Origin of the sequence: Pseudoxanthomonas yeongjuensis (assembly GCF_010093345.1) — a bacterium.
Lineage (GTDB): Bacteria > Pseudomonadota > Gammaproteobacteria > Xanthomonadales > Xanthomonadaceae > Pseudoxanthomonas_A > Pseudoxanthomonas_A yeongjuensis.
The window spans coordinates 27,742-47,132 of record NZ_PDWT01000010.1; the positions used below are offsets into that span (position 1 = coordinate 27,742).

Consider the following 19,391-nt stretch of genomic DNA (forward strand, 5'->3'; position numbering starts at 1 on the left):
TACGGAGGGGTTGTAGGAGCGCCCCTTGGGCGCGATGCCCTTCGGCCAGACCGCGCAGGAGCATCGCGGGCAAGGCCCGCTCCTACAAGGACGGCCACAGGCCGCGGATGGCGGCGATGCCCTGGGCGCCGTGCTGGCGTGCCTGGCCGAGGTACGCGGGGGTGAGGCCGCCGATGGCGTAGATCGGCAGGGAAACCGATTCGCGCAGCCGGGCGAAGCCTTCCCAGCCCAATACCTCGCCACCGGCATGGCTGGCGGTGGCCAGCACGCTGCCGACCACGGCGAAGTCGCAGTCGAGCGCCTCGGCCATCTTCAGCTCGCTGGCATCGTGGCAGGACGCGGCAACCGCGGCGTCGGCAGCCAGCGGACGTGCAGAAAGTCCGGACAGTTGCGCGGCGCGCAGATGCACGCCGACGCCCAGTTCGCGGGCCAGTTCGATATCGCCGTTGACCAGCACTTCGACCCCGGTCCTGCGGCAAAGCGCGACCGCTGCGGTCACCAGCTGCCGCCAGCGCGGTTGCGCGTGCAGGCCCGGCGCGCGCAACTGCACCCGTCCGATGCCGCCGGACTTCAATGCCTGCGCCAGGCCCGCCAGCCAGGCCGCGTCGTCGGCGCCAGGCTCCGGCGTCACCAGGTAGCGGTCGGGCTGGCGCAGCGCCGCCACCACCGGGCGATCGGCGGGCGGCATGGGGTAGCGGGAAAGTTTCTCCGGCGCCACCCAGGCCAGGGCCTGGCCTTCGATCCCGCGCGGCGTGCCCTGCCACGCGACCACGTGGCGCACGTCCAGGCGCAGGCGCTTGTCCGGATATTGCTGGGGTACCTCGATCAGCGGCGGCCCCACCTTCACGGTGATGCCGAGTTCTTCCTGCAGCTCGCGGACCAGCGCGTCTTCCGGCGATTCGCCCGGCTCGCGCTTGCCGCCGGGGAATTCCCACAATCCGGCCAGGTCGCGGCCGTCGGTACGACGCGCCAGCAGGATGCGTCCGCGTGCATCGGTGATGGCCGCGGCGACGACGTGGATGGAGCGCAGGGAATCAGGCATGCCCGGAGCTTGCCGGGAATCGGGCGCCGAACGCAAATCGATCGCCGCAACATCGCCCGTCCGTAGGAGCGCCCCTTGGGCGCGATGCCCTTCGGTCTGACCGCGCAGGCATCGCGGGCAAGGCCCGCTCCTACGAAGCGGGTGTAGGAGCGCCCCTTGGGCGCGATGCCCTTCGGCCAGACCGCGCAGGAGCATCGCGGGCAAGGCCCGCTCCTACATCACCGGTCAGCTCAACTGGCCGTGGCAGTGCTTGAACTTCTTGCCGCTGCCGCAGGGGCATGGATCGTTGCGGCCGACCTTGGGACCGTCGCGCACGACCGGGGAGAAACCGAGTTGCGCGGCTTCGACGTCGGCCGCTTCCTCATCGGCGCTGTAACCGCCGGCTTCCTGGTGCTGGAACTGCAGCTGCTGCTCGCGGGCCACGGCCAGGCGCCGCTCCTCGGCTTCCAGCGCGGCCACTTCCTCTTCGCTGCGGATGCGCACGCGGGCGAGGATGGTCACCACCTCGCGCTTGACCTTTTCCAGCATGTCCGAGAACAGCTCGAAGGCCTCCTTCTTGTATTCCTGCTTCGGCTGCTTCTGCGCATAGCCGCGCAGGTGGATGCCCTGGCGCAGGTAATCCATGCTGGCCAGGTGCTCCTTCCAGCTCTTGTCGAGCACGGTGAGCATGATGTGCTTCTCCAGCGAGCGCATGGTCTCCGGGCCAAGCTGCGCTTCCTTCTCGTCGAAGTGCGCGGTCATCGCTTCCTGCACGCGGCGGCTGATGGCCTCGGCGTCCAGCTCCTCGGTTTCCGTCGGCCAGCGCGTGACCGGCAGCGACAGGCCGGCCTCCACCGCCAGCTCCTGCTCCAGTCCCTGCAGGTCCCACTGCTCGTCCACCGAGTTCGGCGGCACGAAGCGCGCGACCAGGTCCTCGACCACGTCGCCGCGGATGCCGTCGATGTTGTCCTTGACCGATTCGGCGTCCAGCAGTTCGTCGCGCTGGCTGTAGATCACCTTGCGCTGGTCGTTGTTGACGTCGTCGAAGTCGAGCAGGTTCTTGCGGATGTCGAAGTTGTGCGCTTCGACCTTGCGCTGCGCCTTCTCGATCTGGCGGCTGACCAGCTTGTCCTCGATGACGTCGTCTTCCTTCATGCCGATCAGCTTCATCGCCTTCTGCACCCAGTCGGAGGCGAAGATGCGCATCAGGTTGTCTTCGAGCGACAGGTAGAAGCGCGAGGAGCCCGGGTCGCCCTGGCGGCCGGAACGGCCGCGCAGCTGGTTGTCGATGCGGCGCGATTCGTGGCGTTCGGTACCGACGATGTGCAGGCCGCCAGCGGCCTTGACCTGGTCGTGGCGCTGCTGCCATTCGGCCTTGACCTTGGCGCGGTCGGCATCGCTGGCATCTTCCGGCAATTGTTCCAGCGCCGCTTCCAGCGAGCCGCCGAGGACGATGTCGGTGCCGCGGCCGGCCATGTTGGTGGCGATGGTGATCGCCCCGGGCATGCCGGCATTGGCGACGATCTGCGCTTCGCGCTCATGCTGCTTGGCGTTGAGCACTTCATGGGCCACGCCGGCCTTGCTCAGGTGCTCGGACAGCAGCTCGGAGGTCTCGATCGAGGTGGTGCCGACCAGCGCCGGCTGGCCGCGCGCGTAGCAATCCTGGATGTCGGCCAGCACCGCGTTGAACTTGCCGGTGCGGTTGAGGAACACCTGGTCGGGCGAATCCTTGCGCACGGTCGGGCGATTGGTCGGGATGACGATCACTTCCAGGCCGTAGATGCTCTGGAATTCGAACGCTTCGGTATCGGCCGTGCCGGTCATGCCGGACAGCTTCTTGTACATGCGGAACAGGTTCTGGAAGGTGATGCTGGCCAGGGTCTGGTTCTCGCGCTGGACCGGCACGCCTTCCTTCGCCTCGACCGCCTGGTGCAGGCCGTCGGACCAGCGGCGCCCGGTGAGGGTGCGGCCGGTGAATTCGTCGACGATGATCACTTCGCCATCGCGCACGATGTAATCGACGTCGCGCTGGTAGATGGCGTGGCCGCGCAGGGCGGCGTTGAGGTGGTGGACCACGCTCAGGTTGTTGGCGCCGTACAGGCTGTCCTGCTCGTCCTTGAGGATGCCGGCTTCGCGCAGCAGTTCCTCGGCGTGCTGCATGCCCTCTTCGGACAGGTGCACCTGCTTGCCTTTCTCGTCGACCCAGTAGTCGCCCTCGCCTTCCTCGGTTTCCTGCTTGATCAGCTTGGGCACGATGCGGTTGACGCGGATGTACAGTTCCGGCGATTCGTCGGCCGGGCCGGAGATGATCAGCGGGGTGCGCGCTTCGTCGATCAGGATCGAGTCGACTTCGTCGACGATGGCGTAATGCAGGCCGCGCTGGTAGCGGTCCTCGCGCGACATCGCCATGTTGTCGCGCAGGTAGTCGAAACCGAATTCGTTGTTGGTGCCGTAGGTGATGTCGGCGGCATAGGCCTCGCGTTTGTCGCCGTGCGGCATGCCCGGGTAGACCACGCCGACGCTCATGCCCAGCCAGCCGTACAGCTTGCCCATCCACGCGGCGTCGCGTCGCGCCAGGTAGTCGTTGACGGTGACCACGTGCACGCCCTTTCCTTCCAGCGCGTTCAAGTACACCGGAAGCGTGGCCACCAGGGTCTTGCCTTCGCCGGTGCGCATCTCGGCGATCTTGCCCAGGTGCAGGACCATGCCACCGATCAGCTGCACGTCGTAATGGCGCATACCCAGCACGCGGCGCGAGGCTTCGCGGCACACGGCGAAGGCTTCGGGCAGGATCTTGTCCAGCGCTTCGCCGTCGGCGATGCGCTTCTGCATTTCGGGGGTCTTGGCCTTCAGCGCTTCGTCGGAGAGCTTTTCAAGCTCCGGTTCCAGCGCGTTGATCTTGCCGACGCTGCGCTGGAGCTGCTTGAGCAGGCGTTCGTTGCGACTACCAAATACACGGGTGAGCAGACTGTTGATCATGTAGGGAACCGGATTGGGAAGGAGCGTGGGGCGCGGCCGGCGGCCTGGTGCCCGCTTCCGCCGCCCAAAACGAAACAGGGCGCAACGCGCCCTGTCGGCAACACACCATTGTAGCTTGGGGCGGCCCCCAGGGAATCAAGGCGTCGCCCTTGTGCGTAGGAGCGGGCCTTGCCCGCGATGCTTTTGACGGCCATCTGACCGAAGAGCGAAGAGCATCGCGCCCAAGGGGCGCTCCTACGGGAATCGTTCAGCCGCGCCTGATCTTGCCGACCGGGGTCGGACCGTCGCCGAGGAACTTGCGCGGGTTGACCACGCGCCCGTTTTCCCAGACCTCGAAATGCACGTGCGCGCCGGTGGAGCGACCGGTCGAGCCGGCCTTGGCGATCTCCTGGCCCACCCGCACCAGGTCGCCCACGCGCACGACCAGACGTGAGTTGTGCGCGTAGCGGGTGACGTAGCCGTTGCCGTGGTCGACGTCGACCACGTTGCCGTAGCCGCTCTTGACTCCGGCGAAGCTGACTACGCCGTCGGCCACGGCCAGCACCGGATCGCCGACGCTGGCCTTGAAATCGATGCCCTTGTGGAACGCGCCACCGCCGCCGAACGGATCGGCACGGCCGCCGAAACCGGAGGTGATGTAGCTGTTGACGATGGGCATGCGCGACGGGGTCGCGTTCTTGTCCAGCTCGCGATTGAACAGCAGCGCCTCAAGCACCGACAACTGCTTGCCGGAAGCGGCGAACTGGCGTTCCAGCTGGTCCACGCCCGCATTCAATGCCTGCGGGGCCATGTCGTAGGCCTTGTCGTTGCCGCCGACGCCGACCGGCTCGTTGAAATCGAATTCGCCGTCCTGCAGCTGGCCGACCCGGGTCAGGCGTTCGCCCAGCGCGTTGAGGCGGTTGGCCTGGGCCTGCAGCTCGCCCAGGCGCGCGGCCATGGCGTTGACTTCCTGCTGGGCGCCGCGGCGCACCTGGTCCAGTTGCGCCTGCTGCTTGTCGGCCTTGGCCTGCAGCAGCGAGACCTGGGCCATGCCGGCGGCGCTGCGCACGCCCGCGCCCAGGAGCAGGCCGGTGAAGAGGAGGATTCCCGCGCTGGCGAGCGGGCGCGAGTGAATGAATCCACGTACCTGGCCCGAGGCGTTGGTTCGCGCGTGCGCCAACCGGGTGCGTGAATTGTTTACGATGGTCTGGAAAGTCATGGATACCGATGTCTGATTCGAAGTCCCCACCGCGTCGTGCTTCATCGCCACAGCCCGCCTTGCGGGCTGCGATGTCCGATGCCGCCACCGACCCGGTGCGCCATGCCCTGTGGCTCGACGCGATGGAACAGTTGCTTCGCCCCTGTCTGCCGCCTGCCCTTGCGCCCCACTGCAAGCTGGGGAACGTGACCGGCGGAAAACTCGTTTTTATCGTCGATTCACCGGTGTGGCACGCCAAATTGCGACTTGCCGCACCCGAGCTGATCAACTTGGCCCGATCCGTCGGGTTTGCAGCCACCGAGGTGGTTGCGAAGACTACGACTGCACCTTTCCAGCGGCCCCCACCGGCCGGACTTGCGGTCAAACCCATGTCGGAAGCTGCACGCAATGCACTCAAAGCCGCCTTGGCATCCCTGGACGACCCCACATCGGACGATTCCGACTCCGTGGGGTCCACCGGAGGCAACAAGCCTCTTCCTGAGCACCGGGGCGGCCGGGCCAAACGTTGAATCCGGCGCGCACAGGCCGAAGCATGGTACCGGCGAAGGGCAATGCGTTCGTTAGCTGAAAGTTAAATTATTGTAAATTCAGGGACTTGAAGGCAGTCCGGGTTCACAGTTCGGACCATGCTGCAGGTCCGGGGCAGCGGGTGCCGCTCAGACGGCCAGCACGGGGCTGGCGTAAACCACCGGGGCCGGGCCGGCCGTGGATTCGAAAGTGACTTCTTCCCAGGCCGAGCGGTCGGCCATCAACGCCCGCACCAGCTTGTTGTTGAGCGCGTGGCCCGACTTGAAGCCTTCATAGGCGCCGAGGATCGGATGCCCGGCCAGGTACAGATCGCCGATCGCGTCGAGGATCTTGTGGCGCACGAATTCGTCGGTGTAGCGCAGGCCGTCGTCGTTGAGCACGCGGAATTCGTCCAGGACGATGGCGTTGTCCATCGAGCCGCCCAGACCGAGGTTGCGCTCGCGCATGTATTCCAGGTCGCGCATGAAGCCGAAGGTGCGGGCCCGCGCGACTTCCTTGGTATAGGCGGCGGTGGAGAATTCGATCTCCGCCCGGGACTCAGAGGCCGGGATCATGGGATGGTCGAACTGCACGGTGAAGCCGACCTTGAAGCCGTCGTAGGGCACGAAGCTGGCGATCTTGTCGCCGTCGCGTACTTCCACCGGATGCTTGATGCGGATGAAGCGCTTGGGCGCGGCCTGTTCGACCACGCCGGCGGACTGCAGCAGGAACACGAACGGACCGGCCGAACCGTCCATGATCGGCAGTTCGGCCGAGGACAGTTCCACATAGGCGTTGTCGACACCCAGGCCGGCCATCGCCGACATCAGGTGCTCGACGGTCATGACCTTGGCCCCGTCGCGGCTCAGGCCGGTGCACAGGGTGGTTTCGCTGACCAGTTCGGCGCTGGCGGGGATTTCCACCACCGGATCCAGGTCGACGCGGCGGAACACGATGCCGCAGTCCACCGCTGCCGGACGCAAGGTCATGTAGACCTTTTCCCCGCTATGCAGACCCACGCCGGTGGCGCGGATCACATTCTTGAGGGTGCGCTGCTGGGTCATTCGGTGGGGAGGCCGGGAGTCGCGAAGCGAACAGTGCGCGAGATTAGCACGGAGGTGCCTGAATCTTAACGGAAGAATTGGTCTGTCTCATGCCTGAAACACTGGTGTGGCATGGCTGGCCGGGGCAAAAACCTGCCGGGCCGAACGGGCCCGGCAGCAAGGGGACATGGCAGTGTCTTACTCAACCTCCTCCTTGCGGTGGAAGGCGGGAAGGCGGCTCCGCCGGGGCTATCGGGATTCCGTTGCTGTTCGACGTCCAATGCAAGGGAAGCCTGCACTCGACATTTCACTGCAACGCACCCACATCGACTCCGGCCTACTCCTCCCCAACCCTCCCCTGCTTCGCAAGGGAGGGGGCTGTTTCAGGGCTGAATCAATCCGCCTGGCGGCGCAGGAACGCCGGGATATCCAGGTAGTCGCCGGGCAGATCGGCCACGGCCGGCGTCGAGGACGGGGCCGGGGACGACTCCGCGCTGCCGCGGCGAAGGCCCATGCCCATGCCCAGGCCGCCGACCGCGGTGGCGACCGCATCGGTATTGGCGTTGGCGTCGTACAGCGGCATGCCAGTGGTGGCGTCGCGGACCAGCTTGATCGGCGCACGCATAGGCTCGCGCATGCCTCCGGCGAGATCGCTGCCACGGCCGACCGGCTGGCGCGCCGCGACCCGGTTGAGGCCGGTGGCGACCACGGTCACGCGCACCTCGTCCTGCATGTCCGGATCCAGCACCGTGCCCAGCACGACGGTCGCGTCCTCGGCGGCGAAGCCCTCGATGGTGCGGCCCACTTCATCGAACTCGGCCATGGTGAAGTCGGGGCCGGCGGTGATGTTGACCAGGATGCCGTTGGCGCCGGACAGGTTGACGTCGTCGAGCAACGGGTTCTGGATGGCGGCCTCGGCGGCGGCCTGGGCGCGGTCGTCGCCGCGCGCCGAACCGGTGCCCATCATGGCCAGGCCCATCTCGCTCATCACCGTGCGCACGTCGGCGAAGTCGACGTTGATCAGGCCCGGACGCACGATCAGGTCGGCGATGCCCTGCACCGCGCCGAGCAGCACGTCGTTGGCGGCGCGGAAGGCCTGGATCATGGTCGCGTTGCGGCCCAGCACGGTGATCAGCTTCTCATTGGGAATGGTGATCAGCGAATCGCAGTGGTGGCTGAGTTCCTCGATGCCCTTCAGTGCGACCTGCATGCGCCGGCGGCCTTCGAACGGGAATGGTTTCGTGACCACGGCAACGGTCAGGATGCCCATTTCCTTGGCGAGCTGGGCCACCACCGGCGCGGCGCCGGTGCCGGTGCCGCCACCCATGCCGGCGGTGATGAACACCATGTCGGCGCCGTCCAGCGCGGCGATGATGCGCTCGCGATCCTCGAGCGCGGCCTGGCGGCCGACTTCCGGATTCGCGCCCGCGCCCAGGCCCTTGGTGACATTGCCGCCGAGTTGCAGTTGGGTTTTCGCGCCGCAATTGTTGATGGCCTGCGAGTCGGTGTTGGCGGTGACGAATTCAACGCCTTCCACGCTGCTGCTGACCATGTGCGCGACCGCGTTGCCGCCGCCGCCGCCGACGCCGATGACCTTGATCACCGCGTTCGGAGCCATCCTTTCAACCAGTTCGAAATGTGCCATGTCCGTTGTCCTCTTAATAGTTATGTGTGTTTAGTTGCATCGGGGTGTCGCTCAATTCCCGTTATTTCCCTTCCCGCCTCACCCACCCGCGCCGTCGCGGATGCGCTTAACCCATTCGCGGCCTCAGAACTCGCCGCGGTACCAGTTCTTCAATTTGTTGAACAGCGTCCCTGCCTTGCCGGTCGGCAGCGACGGGCGCCGCGGGTGCTCGATCTGGCTGCCCATCAGCAGCAGGCCCACGCCGGTGGCGTGCACCGGGTTGCCGACTACTTCACCCAGGCCGGTGACGTGCTGCGGGATGCCGATGCGCACCGGCATCTGCAGCATCTCCTCGGCCAGTTCGACCACGCCTTCCATCTTCGAAGCGCCGCCGGTGAGCACCATGCCGGCGCGCACCAGTTCCTCGAAACCGGAGCGGCGCAGTTCCGCCTGGACCATCTCGAAGATTTCCTCGTAGCGTCCCTGCACCGCCTGCGCCAGCGAATGGCGCGGCAAGCGGCGCGGCGGGCGGTCGCCGACGCTGGGCACCTGGATGCTTTCCTCGGCAGTCGCCAGCTGCGCCAGCGCGCAGGCGTAGCGCACCTTGATCTGTTCGGCTTCCGGCGTGGGCGTGCGCAGCATGTGCGCGATGTCGTTGGTGACATGGTCGCCGGCGATCGGCAGCGAAGCGGTGTGGCAGATCGCGCCCTGCACGAACACGGCCAGGTCGGTGGTGCCCGCGCCCATGTCGACCAGGACCACGCCGAGCTCGCGCTCGTCGCTGGTCAGCACGGCGACGCTGGACGCCAGCGAGGACAGGATCAGGTCGTCGATCTGCAGCCCGCAGCGCTGCACGCACTTGCTGATGTTGGCCGCGGCCGACTGCGCGCAGACCACCAGGTGCGCGTGCACTTCCAGGCGCACGCCGGTCATGCCGACCGGGTTGCGGATGCCTTCCTGCGAATCGTCCAGCACGTATTCGCGCGGAATCGCGTGCAGGATCTTCTGGTCGGCGGGAATGGCCACGGCCTTGGCCGCTTCCAGCACCCGGTCCAGGTCGCCCCAGGTCACTTCGCCGTCGCGGATCGGGACGATGCCGGGCGAGTTCTTGCACTGCACGTGCGCGCCGGAGATGGACGCGTAGACCGAGCGGATCTCGCAGCCGGCCATCAGCTCGGCTTCCTCGACCGCGCGCTGGATCGACTGCACCGTGGATTCGATGTCCACCACCACGCCGCGTTTGAGTCCACGCGATTCGTGCGAGCCGATGCCGATCACCTCGATCGGATTGCCCGGCGAATATTCGCCGACCAGCGCGGTGACCTTGGAAGTGCCGATGTCGAGACCGACGATCAGCGATTTGTCGCCTTTCCTATTCATGTATTCGCCTGCTGCAAAACTTTTATCGTTTTCCTGTGGATCGTCGTTGCCATCCATGGCGTCACCCTGCTGGCTTCGGCCAGTCCGGTCCGGCCATCCATGGCCGGGCGCTCGTCGGCCGCAGCAGACGCCTTGATGGCGTCCGCTTGCTCGCGGCCGCTCGCCCAGCTCAATGCAAAACCGTTGGTGTAGCGGAGATCGGCGCGCTGCAGCGGCAGCGCGTTGCGCGCCAGCAGTTGCGGCAGCATCCGTGCGAAGCGGCCCAGGCGCGGGCGCGCGTCGGTGCGGCCGAGCACTACTTGCGTGCCGTTGCTCAGGGCCAGCGACCAGCTGCCGCGGCGATCCATCACCAGGCTGTCGACCTTGAAACCGACCGGCGCGAACAGCTCGCGCGATTCGTTGTACAGCGCCACCACTTCCTTGACCTGCGAATCGGGGCCGCCGAGCAGCGGCAGCGCATCGGACGACAGCCCCTTCGGAACTGGGAACAGGCGGCCGTGTTCGGAAAGCAGGCGATCGTCGCCCCAGCGCGCGAACGGCTTGTGCTCGACCACTTCGACTTCGATCACGTCCGGCCAGCGCTTGCGCACTTCGGCGCGCTCCACCCACGGCAGCTTTTCGACCGCGTCCTGCGCACCCTGCAGGCGCACGGCGAAGAAGCCCGGCTTGGCGAAAGGCAGCACCACCGCACGCAACTGGGCCGGGTCGACGCGCTTGAACTCGCCGTGCACGCGCAACTTGGTCAGCGGCCAGCGCTCGGCGCCGATCCAGCCGTTCATCACCGCGACCACGGGCATGACGACCAGCGCAAGTGCCAGCAACCAGGTGAAGATGCGCAGCGCGGCGTTCATCGGCCGGCCACCTCCGGCAGCGTCTGTTCCAGGATCCGCCAGCACAATTCCCCGAAGCCGATACCGGCCTGCTTGGCCGACTTCGGCACCAGCGAGTGGCTGGTCATGCCCGGCGCGGTATTCACTTCGAGCAAGTAGAAGTTGCCGCTGCTGCGATCGCGCATCACGTCGACGCGACCCCAGCCGTTGCAACCGGCCGCCTGGAACGCGGCCAGCGCGATGCGGCCGATCTCGATCTCGTCCGCGCCTTCGAGCCCCGGGCAAAGGTATTGGGTATCTTCGGCCTTGTACTTGGCGTGGTAGTCGTACCACTCGCCCTTGGGCACGATCCGGATCGAAGGCAGCGCGACATCGCCCAGGATCGCCACGGTCAGCTCGTCGCCGACGATCATCTGCTCCATGAGCAGTTCGCCTGGATAACGCACCGCGAGATCGACCGCCGCCTGCAGGCCCGCATCGTCGAACACGCGCGACACGCCTACGCTGGAGCCCTCGCAGGAAGGCTTCACGATCACCGGCAAGCCGATCGCCTTGGCAGCGGCATGCACGTCGTCGCCCTTGGCCAAGCGGCGATAACCGGGGGTCGGCAGGTCCAGCGCCATCCACACCTGCTTGCTGCGGATCTTGTCCAGCGCCAACGCCGAACCGAGCACGCCGGAACCGGTATACGGCACGCCGAGCGCTTCCAGCAGGCCCTGCAACACGCCGTTCTCGCCTTCGCCACCATGCAGGATGTTGAACACGCGATCGAACTTCTTCTGTGCCAGCGCTCCGGTCAACGCGGCCACGCCATCGACGGCGGTCGCATCGACACCGCGCGACTGCAGCGCTTCCAATACGTTGCGACCGGAATCCAGCGATACTTCGCGTTCGCTGGAAGTACCGCCCAGCAGCACGGCGACCCGGCCGAATGCGCCCGGATCGGTGACTCGCGGCGCGGGAAATGCGTACGTGCTCATTCTGTCCTGCTTGCCTCGAAGCCGTGGGTGGAAAGGTGTTGTGCGAAATAACCGATGTCGCCGGCGCCCATCAGCAGCAGCAGGTCGCCGTCCTGGAGCACGTCCGGCAACACGGCCGCGAGTTCGGAAACCTGGCTGACCACGACCGGCTCGTTGCGGCCGCGCGCGCGGATCGCACGCGCAAGCGAGCGCGCGTCGGCACCGGCGATCGGCGCTTCGCCAGCGGGATAGACCTCGCTCAGCACCAGCGCATCGACTTCGGAGAGCACCGCGGCGAACGCATCGAACTGGTCGCGGGTGCGGCTGTAGCGATGCGGCTGGAAGGCGACCACCAGGCGCTTGTCCGGCCAGCCGCCACGCGCGGCGGCGAACACCGCGGCGAGTTCGCGCGGATGGTGGCCGTAGTCGTCGACCAGCTGCACACGCGCGCCGGTCGGCGTGACGATCTCGCCCAGCTCGTTGAAGCGACGGCCGATGCCGGTGAACTTCTCCAGAGCGCGTGCAATGGTTTCCGGGGCCACACCCAGTTGCCAGCCGATACAGGCGGCAGCCAATGCGTTCTGCACGTTGTGCCGACCCGGTAACGCCAGGGTCACCTGCACCTGGGTGTCTTCCGGCAGGCGCAGGGTGAAACGCATGCGCCCACCCTCCTGGGTGACGTCCTCGGCACGCACGTCGGCATTCTCGGCGAAGCCATAGCTCATGACGTGGCGTGGCGTGTCGGCGGCCAGCGCGGCCACTTCCGGATCGTCGATGCACAGCACCGCCAGCCCGTAGAACGGCAGGCGTTGCAGGAATTCGGCGAAGGCCGCCTGGACCTTGGCGAAATCGTTGTCGTAATTCTCCAGATGATCCGCATCGATATTGGTGATCACCGCCATCAGCGGATTCAGGCGCAGGAAGCTGCCATCGCTTTCGTCGGCTTCGGCCACCAGCCACTGGCCGTCGCCGAGCTTGGCGTTGGCGCCGGCGGCGAGCAGCTGTCCGCCGATGACAAAGGTCGGATCCAGCCCGCCTTCGCTGAGCACCGCCGCGGTGAGGCTGGTGGTGGTGGTCTTGCCATGGGTACCGGCAACCGCTATCCCGCGGCGGAAGCGCATCAGTTCGGCCAGCATCGCCGCGCGCGGCACGATCGGGATGCGCTGCGAACGCGCTTCCATCAGTTCCGGGTTGTCGTGCTTGATCGCACTCGACACCACCACGCAATCGGTACCGAGCACGTTGGAGGCGTTATGCCCGCGCATGACCCGCGCGCCGAGCGAAGCCAGCCGGCGCGTGGCGACATTGTCCGCGTTGTCGGAACCGGATACTTCGTAGCCGAGCGTGCACAGCACTTCGGCGATGCCGCTCATGCCGGCGCCGCCGATACCGACGAAATGCACCCGGCGGAATTCCTGGGCCAGGTTGCCGCTGTGTTGCAGGCGACGTTCGCGCGCAGCGGCCATCATCATGCTGCCTTCTCCAAAGCTGATTCTTCCAGGATGATGTCGGCGATGCGCTCGGCCGCATCGGGCCGGGCCAACGCGCGCGCGGCTTCGGCCATCGCCAGCCGCCGCGCGGCGTCGCCGGCAAGGTCGCGCAAGGTCGACTGCAATTGCGCGGCCAGCTGGTCGTCCTGCTTCAGCAGCACCGCGGCGCCGCGTTCGACCAGGTATTGCGCGTTCTTGGTCTGGTGGTCGTCGACCGCCGCGGCGAACGGCACCAGCACGCTGCCGACGCCGACCGCGCACAGTTCCGCCAGGGTCGAGGCACCGGCGCGGCAGACCACCAGGTCGGCCCAGCCATAGGCGCCGGCCATGTCGGAAATGAAGCTTTCGACGCTGGCCTCGACCCCCGCTTCGCGGTAGGCGCGCACCGCTTCCTCACGCAGCTTGTCGCCGCATTGGTGGCGGACTTCGAATTCGATTCCGGACAATTGCGCCAGCGCCTGCGGCAAGCCGGCGTTGAGCACGCGCGCACCCTGGCTGCCGCCCAGCACCAGCAGGCGCAGCGGCGCCTGGCGTCCGGCCAGGCGTTGCGCCGGCGGCGGCACCGCGGCGATCTCGCTGCGCACCGGATTGCCCACCGCTTCTTCGCGCGCGGCGAAGCTGCCGGGGAATCCCGTGAGGATGCGGCGCGCGAATTTCGCCAGCACGCGATTGGTGAAACCCGGCGCGCGGTTCTGTTCGTGGACCAGCAACGGACGGCCCTGCAGGCGCGCGGCCATGCCGCCCGGACCGGCGGCGAATCCACCGAAGCTGACCACCGCGCGCGGCTCGCGATAACGCAATACGAAGCCGGCCGCACGCACCGCGCGCAACACCCGCAGCGGCGCGCCGAGCAGGGCCAGCTTGCCCTTGCCGCGCAAGCCGCCGATGGCGATGGTGTCGAGCTGGATGCCCTGGCGCGGCACCAGTTTGGTCTCCATGGCGCCGTCCGCACCCAGCCAGGTGACCGGCACGCCGCGCGCGCGCAGCACCTTGGCCACCGCCAGCGCGGGGAAAATGTGCCCGCCGGTACCGCCCGCCAGGATCATCACCGGGGCGTCGTCGTAACCGCTCATGCGATCCTCTCGAAAGTGGGTTCGACCCGTGGGTTCAGGCGGCTGGTGCCGCGCTTCGGCGTTGCGGCAGGCGCCTTTTCCCTCGCCGTGGGCGGATCCGCAACGACAGGCGCTTCGGCGGATGGCGTGGCTTCTCCGCGCAGCAGCGCGACCTGGCGTTCGGCGCGATCGAGTTCGTAGGAAACCCGCAACAACAGGCCCATCGCCACGCAGGTCATCAGCACGCTGGAGCCACCGGAGGAAATCAGCGGCAGGGTCAGGCCCTTGGTCGGCAGCAGGCCCAGGTTCACGCCGATCGAGACGAAACTCTGCAGGCTGATCCACAAGGCGATGCCGAACGCGCAATAGCCGGCGAAGTGGCGGCGCATCTCCACGCAACGCAGGCCCAGGTGGAAGGCGCGGCCGGCCAGCAGCGCATACAGCGCGATCACGCCGCACGCGCCGATGAAGCCGAGTTCCTCGCCGATCACCGAGAAGATGAAATCGGTATGCGCCTCGGGCAGGTAGTTCAGTTTCTGCACCGAGCCGCCCAGGCCGACGCCCATCCATTCGCCGCGGCCGATCGCCATCAGCGCGTTGCTGAGCTGGTAGCCCGAGCCTAGCTGATCCGCCCATGGATTCATGAAGGAAGTGATGCGCCGCATCCGGTACGGCTCGAGGATGGCGATGAAGGCGAAGATCGGCAGGCCGACGACGATCGGCGCCGACATCCGCGGCAGGTTCACGCCGCCCAGTACCAGCATGCCGGCGGTGATCGCCAGCAGCAGCGTGGAAGAACCGAAATCCGGCTGCAGCAGCAGCAAGGCGACCAGCGCCACCGCCACGCCCAGCGGCTTGAGCATCGCCGGCCAGGTTGCATTGACCTCGTCGCGGAAGCGCACCAGGTAACTCGACAGCCAGACGATGTAGAGCACCTTCACCGCCTCCACCACCTGGAACTTGGACACGCCCAGGTTGATCCAGCGGCGCGCGCCATTGACGCTGCTGCCCAGGCCGGGCACGTACACCGAAACCAGCAGCACGAAGCAGGCCAGCAGCAGGTACTGGTTGTAATGCTCGACGGTCTTGAGTTCGGTGCGCATGACCCAGTACGCCAGGCCCACGCCCACGCCCAGGAACACCACGTGGCGGGTGAGGAAATGGAACGGGTTGCTGTCCATGGCGATGGAACTGGAAGCGACCATGACAACGCCCAGGCCGGCGAGCGCGATGACCACGCCGAGCAGCCACGGATCGTAGCGGCCGCCGATGGCTTCGAGTCGGGTGGCCTGGCGCGGACTGTCGTTCATCAGCGCACCTTCAACGTGGCCAGGCCGATGAGGACCAGGACCACCGAGATGATCCAGAAGCGCACGATCACCCGCGGTTCGGGCCAGCCCTTCAATTCGAAATGATGGTGAATGGGCGCCATCCGGAACACGCGCTTGCCGGTGAGCTTGAACGACGCCACCTGGATCATCACCGACAGGGTTTCGACCACGAAGATCCCGCCCATGATCACCAGCACCAGTTCCTGGCGCACGATCACCGCGACCGTGCCCAGCACCGCGCCCAGCGCCAGCGCGCCGATGTCGCCCATGAACACCATGGCCGGATAGGTGTTGAACCAGAGGAAGCCGAGTCCGGCGCCGGCGATGGCCGCGCAGATGATCACCAGCTCGCCCGCGCCCGGCACCTGCGGAATCTGCAGGTAGGTGGAGAACACCGCATTGCCCGAGGCGTAGGCGAACACGCCCAGCGCGCAGGCGACCAGCACGGTCGGCATGATCGCCAGGCCGTCGAGGCCGTCGGTCAGGTTCACCGCATTGGAGAAGCCGACGATCCACAGGTAGGCGATGGCGATGAAGCCGGCGCCGGCCAGCGGCAGCGCCACGCTCTTGATCATAGGGATGTAGAACGTGGTCGCGGCCGGCACCGAGGGATCGGCGGTCACCCACAGGAAGATGCCGGCGGCCAGGCCGAAGATCGACTGCAGCAGATACTTCCAGCGCGACTTCAGCCCGTTCGGATCGCGCTTCACGATCTTGATCCAGTCGTCGTACCAGCCGATCGCGCCGAAGGTCAGCATCACCGCCAGCACCAGCCACACGTAGCGATTGCGCAGGTCGCCCCACAGCAGCACCGACAACAGCACCGTCACCAGGATCAGCGAACCACCCATGGTCGGCGTGCCGGCCTTGGTGAAATGGGTCTGCGGGCCGTCCTGGCGGATCGGCTGGCCGCCCTTGAACTGGGCCAGCCGGCGGATCGCCGCCGGGCCGAGCCACAGCGACAGGAACAACGAGGTCAGCGCCGCCAGGATGCCGCGGAAGGTCAGGTAGCCGAACAAGCCGAACAGGCTCTCCAGCTGCTGCAACCAGCGTGTGAGTTCAAGCAGCATGCGATTTGCCCTCCCCTTTGGACAAAAGTGCGTTCACCACGCGATCCATCGCACTGCCCCTGGATCCCTTCACCAGCACACGAATATCTGTGGGAGGGGCTTCAGCCCCGACTGGAGTCGCTGTGGTGACAGTCGGGGCTGAAGCCTCTCCCACGCCCCGAAGGAAGTCCCTCTGGGAAGCAACGAGATGCAGGTCCTTGCGCAAGGCGTCGACCACTTCGGCATGCGTCTCGAAACTACGCGCGCCTTCGCCGAACGCGCGCGCGGCGGCGGCGCTCAACGGCCCCAGCGCATACAACCTGCGGATGCCTGCGGCCTTGGCCCGACGGCCGGCGTCGGCGTGCAGCGCTTCGGCTTCGGCACCGAGCTCGCGCATGTCGCCCAGCACCAGCCAACTTTCGCTTCCGCTGGCCGCGAGCGTGTCGATGGCCGCGGCCAGCGAACCGGGATTGGCGTTGTAGCTGTCGTCGACCAGGACCACGCCGTCGCCCAGGGCATGCGCGATCTGGCGACCGGCGACCGGCCTGGCCGTGGCCAGTCCTTCGGCGATCGTCGCCAGCGTCACCTCGCAGGCGAGCGCCAGCGAGGCCGCGGCCAGCGCATTGAGTACGTTGTGCCGGCCGGGCAAGGGCAAGGCGATCGCCACTTCGCCCTGCGGCGTGACCAGGATGAACTGCGAGCCTTCCGCGCTTGCGCGCAGGTCGCGCATGCCTACGTCGGCGCTGGACTCCAGGCCGAAACGAAGGATGCGCTTGCCTGCGGCGCATTTGGCGAAGTACTCGGCGAAGGCATCGTCGGCATTGATCACCGCCACGCCTGCGGCGGACAGCGCCGAATAGATCGCACCCTTGGTTTCGGCCACGCCCATCAGGTTGCCCATGCGCTCCAGGTGCGCCGGGGCGACGTTGTTCACCAGGGCCACGTCCGGAACGACGATGTCGGTCAGGTAGGCGATGTCGCCGGGCTTGCCGGCGCCCATTTCGTAGATCGCGAAATCGGCATCGTCCGGCGCATCGATCACCGCCAGCGGCAGGCCGATCTCGTTGTTGCGGTTGCCCGGATTGAAATAGGTGTTGCCCGCCAGCTGCAGGATCGACTGGAGCAGGGTCTTGACGCTGGTCTTGCCGTTGCTGCCGGTGATGGCCACGACTTTGCCGCCACGATCCAGCTGCAGGCTGCCGGCGATGCGGGCCAGCGCCTGTTGCGTATCGGCGACGATGACCTGCGGCACATCCACCGGCACCGCGTGGTCCACCAGCACCGCCGCGGCATGGCGCATGGCCGCGTCGTAGGCGAAGTCGTGGCCGTCGTAGCGCTCGCCGCGCAGGGCGACATACAGGCCGCCCGGCATCAGCGCACGGGTGTCGTTGCTCATCGTGTCGACCACGATGTCCTCGCCCCGCAGTTCGCCGCCGGCCCAGTGCGCGAGCAATGAAAGGGGAAGCCGCTTCATTGGCGTTCCTCCAGGCATTGGCGCGCGACCGTCGTGTCGTCGAACGGATGCCTGACGCCGTCGATCTCCTGGTAGGGCTCGTGGCCCTTGCCGGCGATCAGGACGATGTCGTCCGGACCCGCCTCGCCGATCGCGCGGGCGATGGCCCGGGCGCGGTCGCGTTGAACGACCACGGAATCCGGTCTGGCGAAACCGGCAAGGATGTCGGCGACGATGGCATCGCCGTTCTCGCCGCGCGGATTGTCGTCGGTGACGATCACCCCGTCGGCCAGGCGTTCCGCGCACGCCGCCATCTGCGGACGCTTGCCGGTGTCGCGCTCGCCGCCGCAGCCGAATACGCAGATCAGCCGCGCCGCGGCGTGATCGCGCAGGCTGGACAGCGCCTGCTCGAGCGCGTCGGGCGTGTGCGCATAGTCGATCACGACCAGCGGGCGCTCGCCATCGCCACCCAGGCGGTTCATGCGCCCGTGGATCGGCTGCAGCCTGGAAAGCGTGCGCGCGATATCGGCCGGCGCATCCCCGAACGCATGCAGCGCACCGGCCACCGCCAGCAGGTTGTCCACGTTGAAGCGGCCGAGCAGTTTCGACCGCACGCCATGGACCTGGCCTTCGACCAGCAGGTCGAAGGCGATCCCGCTGGCGTCGAGATTGAGATTTTCCGCACGCACGGCCGCTTTTTCCTCGCCACGCGAACTCAGGCCGATGCTCCGCACTTCCGGCGTCAATTGGCCGCAAAGCTTGCGACCGAAGGCGTCGTCCAGGTTGATCACCGCCGCCTTCAATTCCGGCCATGCGAACAGGCGTGCCTTCGCGGCGCCATAGGTGTCCATGTCGCCGTGGTAGTCGAGATGGTCGCGGGTGAGGTTGGTGAACACGGCCACGTCGAAGTGCACGTTGGCCACGCGGCCCTGGTCGAGCGCGTGCGAACTCACTTCCATCGCCACCGCCTGGGCGCCCGCATCGCGCAACTCGGCGAGCAGCGCATGCATCTGCAGCACCAGCGGGGTGGTGAAACCGGTCGCCACCACTTCGCCATACAGGCCAGCGCCGAGCGTGCCGATGCTGCCCGCGCGGATGCCGCGCAGATGCCAGGCCTGGGCCAGCAACTGCACCGTGGAAGTCTTGCCGTTGGTGCCGGTCACGCCGACCATCGACATGCCGTGCGAAGGACGCGCGTGGAAACGGTCGGCCATCTCGCCCATCCGCGCACGCAGCCGGGGCACCGCGATCGCTTCGGCGGGAACCTGGAACTCGGCCGGCGCCGGCGGCTCGAAAAGAATGGCGGCCGCACCGGCGGCCTTGGCCTGCTCGACGAAACCCAGGCCATGCGCGCCGAAGCCCGCGATGGCGACGAACGCATCGCCCGGCTCGACCGCGCGGCTGTCCAGCACCAGTCCGCGGACCACGATGTCGCGCGACACGTCCAGGTCCGGCAGCAGGTCGGCCAATGCCAT

Annotated in this window: 14 protein-coding genes and 1 pseudogene; 1 reads left to right on the top strand and 14 read right to left on the bottom strand. The window is 67.1% G+C overall.

The features are described 5' to 3' along the window. Positions 1-82: 82 nt before the first annotated feature. From CSC74_RS16315 to CSC74_RS16325, 3 genes are all read right to left on the bottom strand, one after another. On the bottom strand, positions 83-1,042 hold the full coding sequence (locus tag CSC74_RS16315; RefSeq protein ID WP_162315564.1) for a Nudix family hydrolase: 960 nt from the start codon (positions 1,040-1,042) through the stop codon (positions 83-85). A gap of 225 nt (positions 1,043-1,267) precedes the next feature. After that, positions 1,268-4,000, bottom strand: coding sequence for a preprotein translocase subunit SecA (gene secA, locus CSC74_RS16320; protein WP_162315565.1), 2,733 nt, complete (start codon positions 3,998-4,000; stop codon positions 1,268-1,270). Positions 4,001-4,247: 247 nt separating this feature from the next. Beyond that, positions 4,248-5,198: a M23 family metallopeptidase gene (locus CSC74_RS16325; protein WP_162315566.1), complete on the bottom strand. Its 951-nt coding sequence runs from the start codon at positions 5,196-5,198 to the stop codon at positions 4,248-4,250. Positions 5,199-5,206: 8 nt separating this feature from the next. On the opposite strand from CSC74_RS16325, the pseudogene CSC74_RS16330 reads away from it, so the two are divergent. Continuing rightward, a pseudogene (locus CSC74_RS16330) lies at positions 5,207-5,620 on the top strand (DciA family protein); the annotation flags it as partial. A 234-nt stretch (positions 5,621-5,854) separates the two neighbouring features. On the opposite strand, the gene lpxC reads toward CSC74_RS16330, so the two are convergent. From lpxC to CSC74_RS16385, 11 genes are all read right to left on the bottom strand, one after another. After that, the gene (lpxC, locus tag CSC74_RS16335; RefSeq protein WP_162315568.1) at positions 5,855-6,769 is read right to left on the bottom strand and encodes a UDP-3-O-acyl-N-acetylglucosamine deacetylase; all 915 of its coding nucleotides are present in this window, start codon (positions 6,767-6,769) and stop codon (positions 5,855-5,857) included. A gap of 373 nt (positions 6,770-7,142) precedes the next feature. Beyond that, complete coding sequence (gene ftsZ / locus CSC74_RS16340) at positions 7,143-8,393, bottom strand: cell division protein FtsZ (RefSeq protein ID WP_162315569.1); 1,251 nt, start codon at positions 8,391-8,393, stop codon at positions 7,143-7,145. A gap of 123 nt (positions 8,394-8,516) precedes the next feature. Next, positions 8,517-9,752 (bottom strand): cell division protein FtsA, encoded by a 1,236-nt coding sequence (gene ftsA / locus CSC74_RS16345; RefSeq protein WP_162315570.1) that lies wholly within the window; start codon positions 9,750-9,752, stop codon positions 8,517-8,519. After that, positions 9,749-10,603, bottom strand: a complete 855-nt coding sequence (locus tag CSC74_RS16350; protein ID WP_162315571.1) for a cell division protein FtsQ/DivIB — start codon at positions 10,601-10,603, stop codon at positions 9,749-9,751. The genes ftsA and CSC74_RS16350 overlap by 4 nt, the downstream gene beginning before the upstream one ends. Beyond that, positions 10,600-11,562, bottom strand: coding sequence for a D-alanine--D-alanine ligase (locus CSC74_RS16355; RefSeq protein WP_162315572.1), 963 nt, complete (start codon positions 11,560-11,562; stop codon positions 10,600-10,602). Before CSC74_RS16355 ends, CSC74_RS16350 begins: the two co-directional genes overlap by 4 nt. Next, positions 11,559-13,010 carry a UDP-N-acetylmuramate--L-alanine ligase gene (gene murC, locus CSC74_RS16360; protein ID WP_162315612.1) on the bottom strand — a complete coding sequence of 484 codons (1,452 nt, stop codon included), beginning with the start codon at positions 13,008-13,010 and terminating at the stop codon, positions 11,559-11,561. Before murC ends, CSC74_RS16355 begins: the two co-directional genes overlap by 4 nt. After that, entirely contained in the window at positions 13,010-14,104 is a 1,095-nt protein-coding gene (gene murG, locus CSC74_RS16365) for an undecaprenyldiphospho-muramoylpentapeptide beta-N-acetylglucosaminyltransferase (RefSeq protein WP_246193342.1), read from the bottom strand. The genes murC and murG overlap by 1 nt, the downstream gene beginning before the upstream one ends. Next, entirely contained in the window at positions 14,101-15,393 is a 1,293-nt protein-coding gene (gene ftsW, locus CSC74_RS16370) for a putative lipid II flippase FtsW (protein ID WP_162315573.1), read from the bottom strand. The genes murG and ftsW overlap by 4 nt, the downstream gene beginning before the upstream one ends. Then, positions 15,393-16,484, bottom strand: a complete 1,092-nt coding sequence (mraY, locus tag CSC74_RS16375; protein ID WP_162315574.1) for a phospho-N-acetylmuramoyl-pentapeptide-transferase — start codon at positions 16,482-16,484, stop codon at positions 15,393-15,395. Before mraY ends, ftsW begins: the two co-directional genes overlap by 1 nt. After that, the gene (locus CSC74_RS16380) at positions 16,474-17,937 is read right to left on the bottom strand and encodes a UDP-N-acetylmuramoyl-tripeptide--D-alanyl-D-alanine ligase (RefSeq protein ID WP_162315575.1); all 1,464 of its coding nucleotides are present in this window, start codon (positions 17,935-17,937) and stop codon (positions 16,474-16,476) included. The genes mraY and CSC74_RS16380 overlap by 11 nt, the downstream gene beginning before the upstream one ends. Continuing rightward, on the bottom strand, positions 17,934-19,391 hold the full coding sequence (locus tag CSC74_RS16385) for a UDP-N-acetylmuramoyl-L-alanyl-D-glutamate--2,6-diaminopimelate ligase (RefSeq protein ID WP_162315614.1): 1,458 nt from the start codon (positions 19,389-19,391) through the stop codon (positions 17,934-17,936). Before CSC74_RS16385 ends, CSC74_RS16380 begins: the two co-directional genes overlap by 4 nt.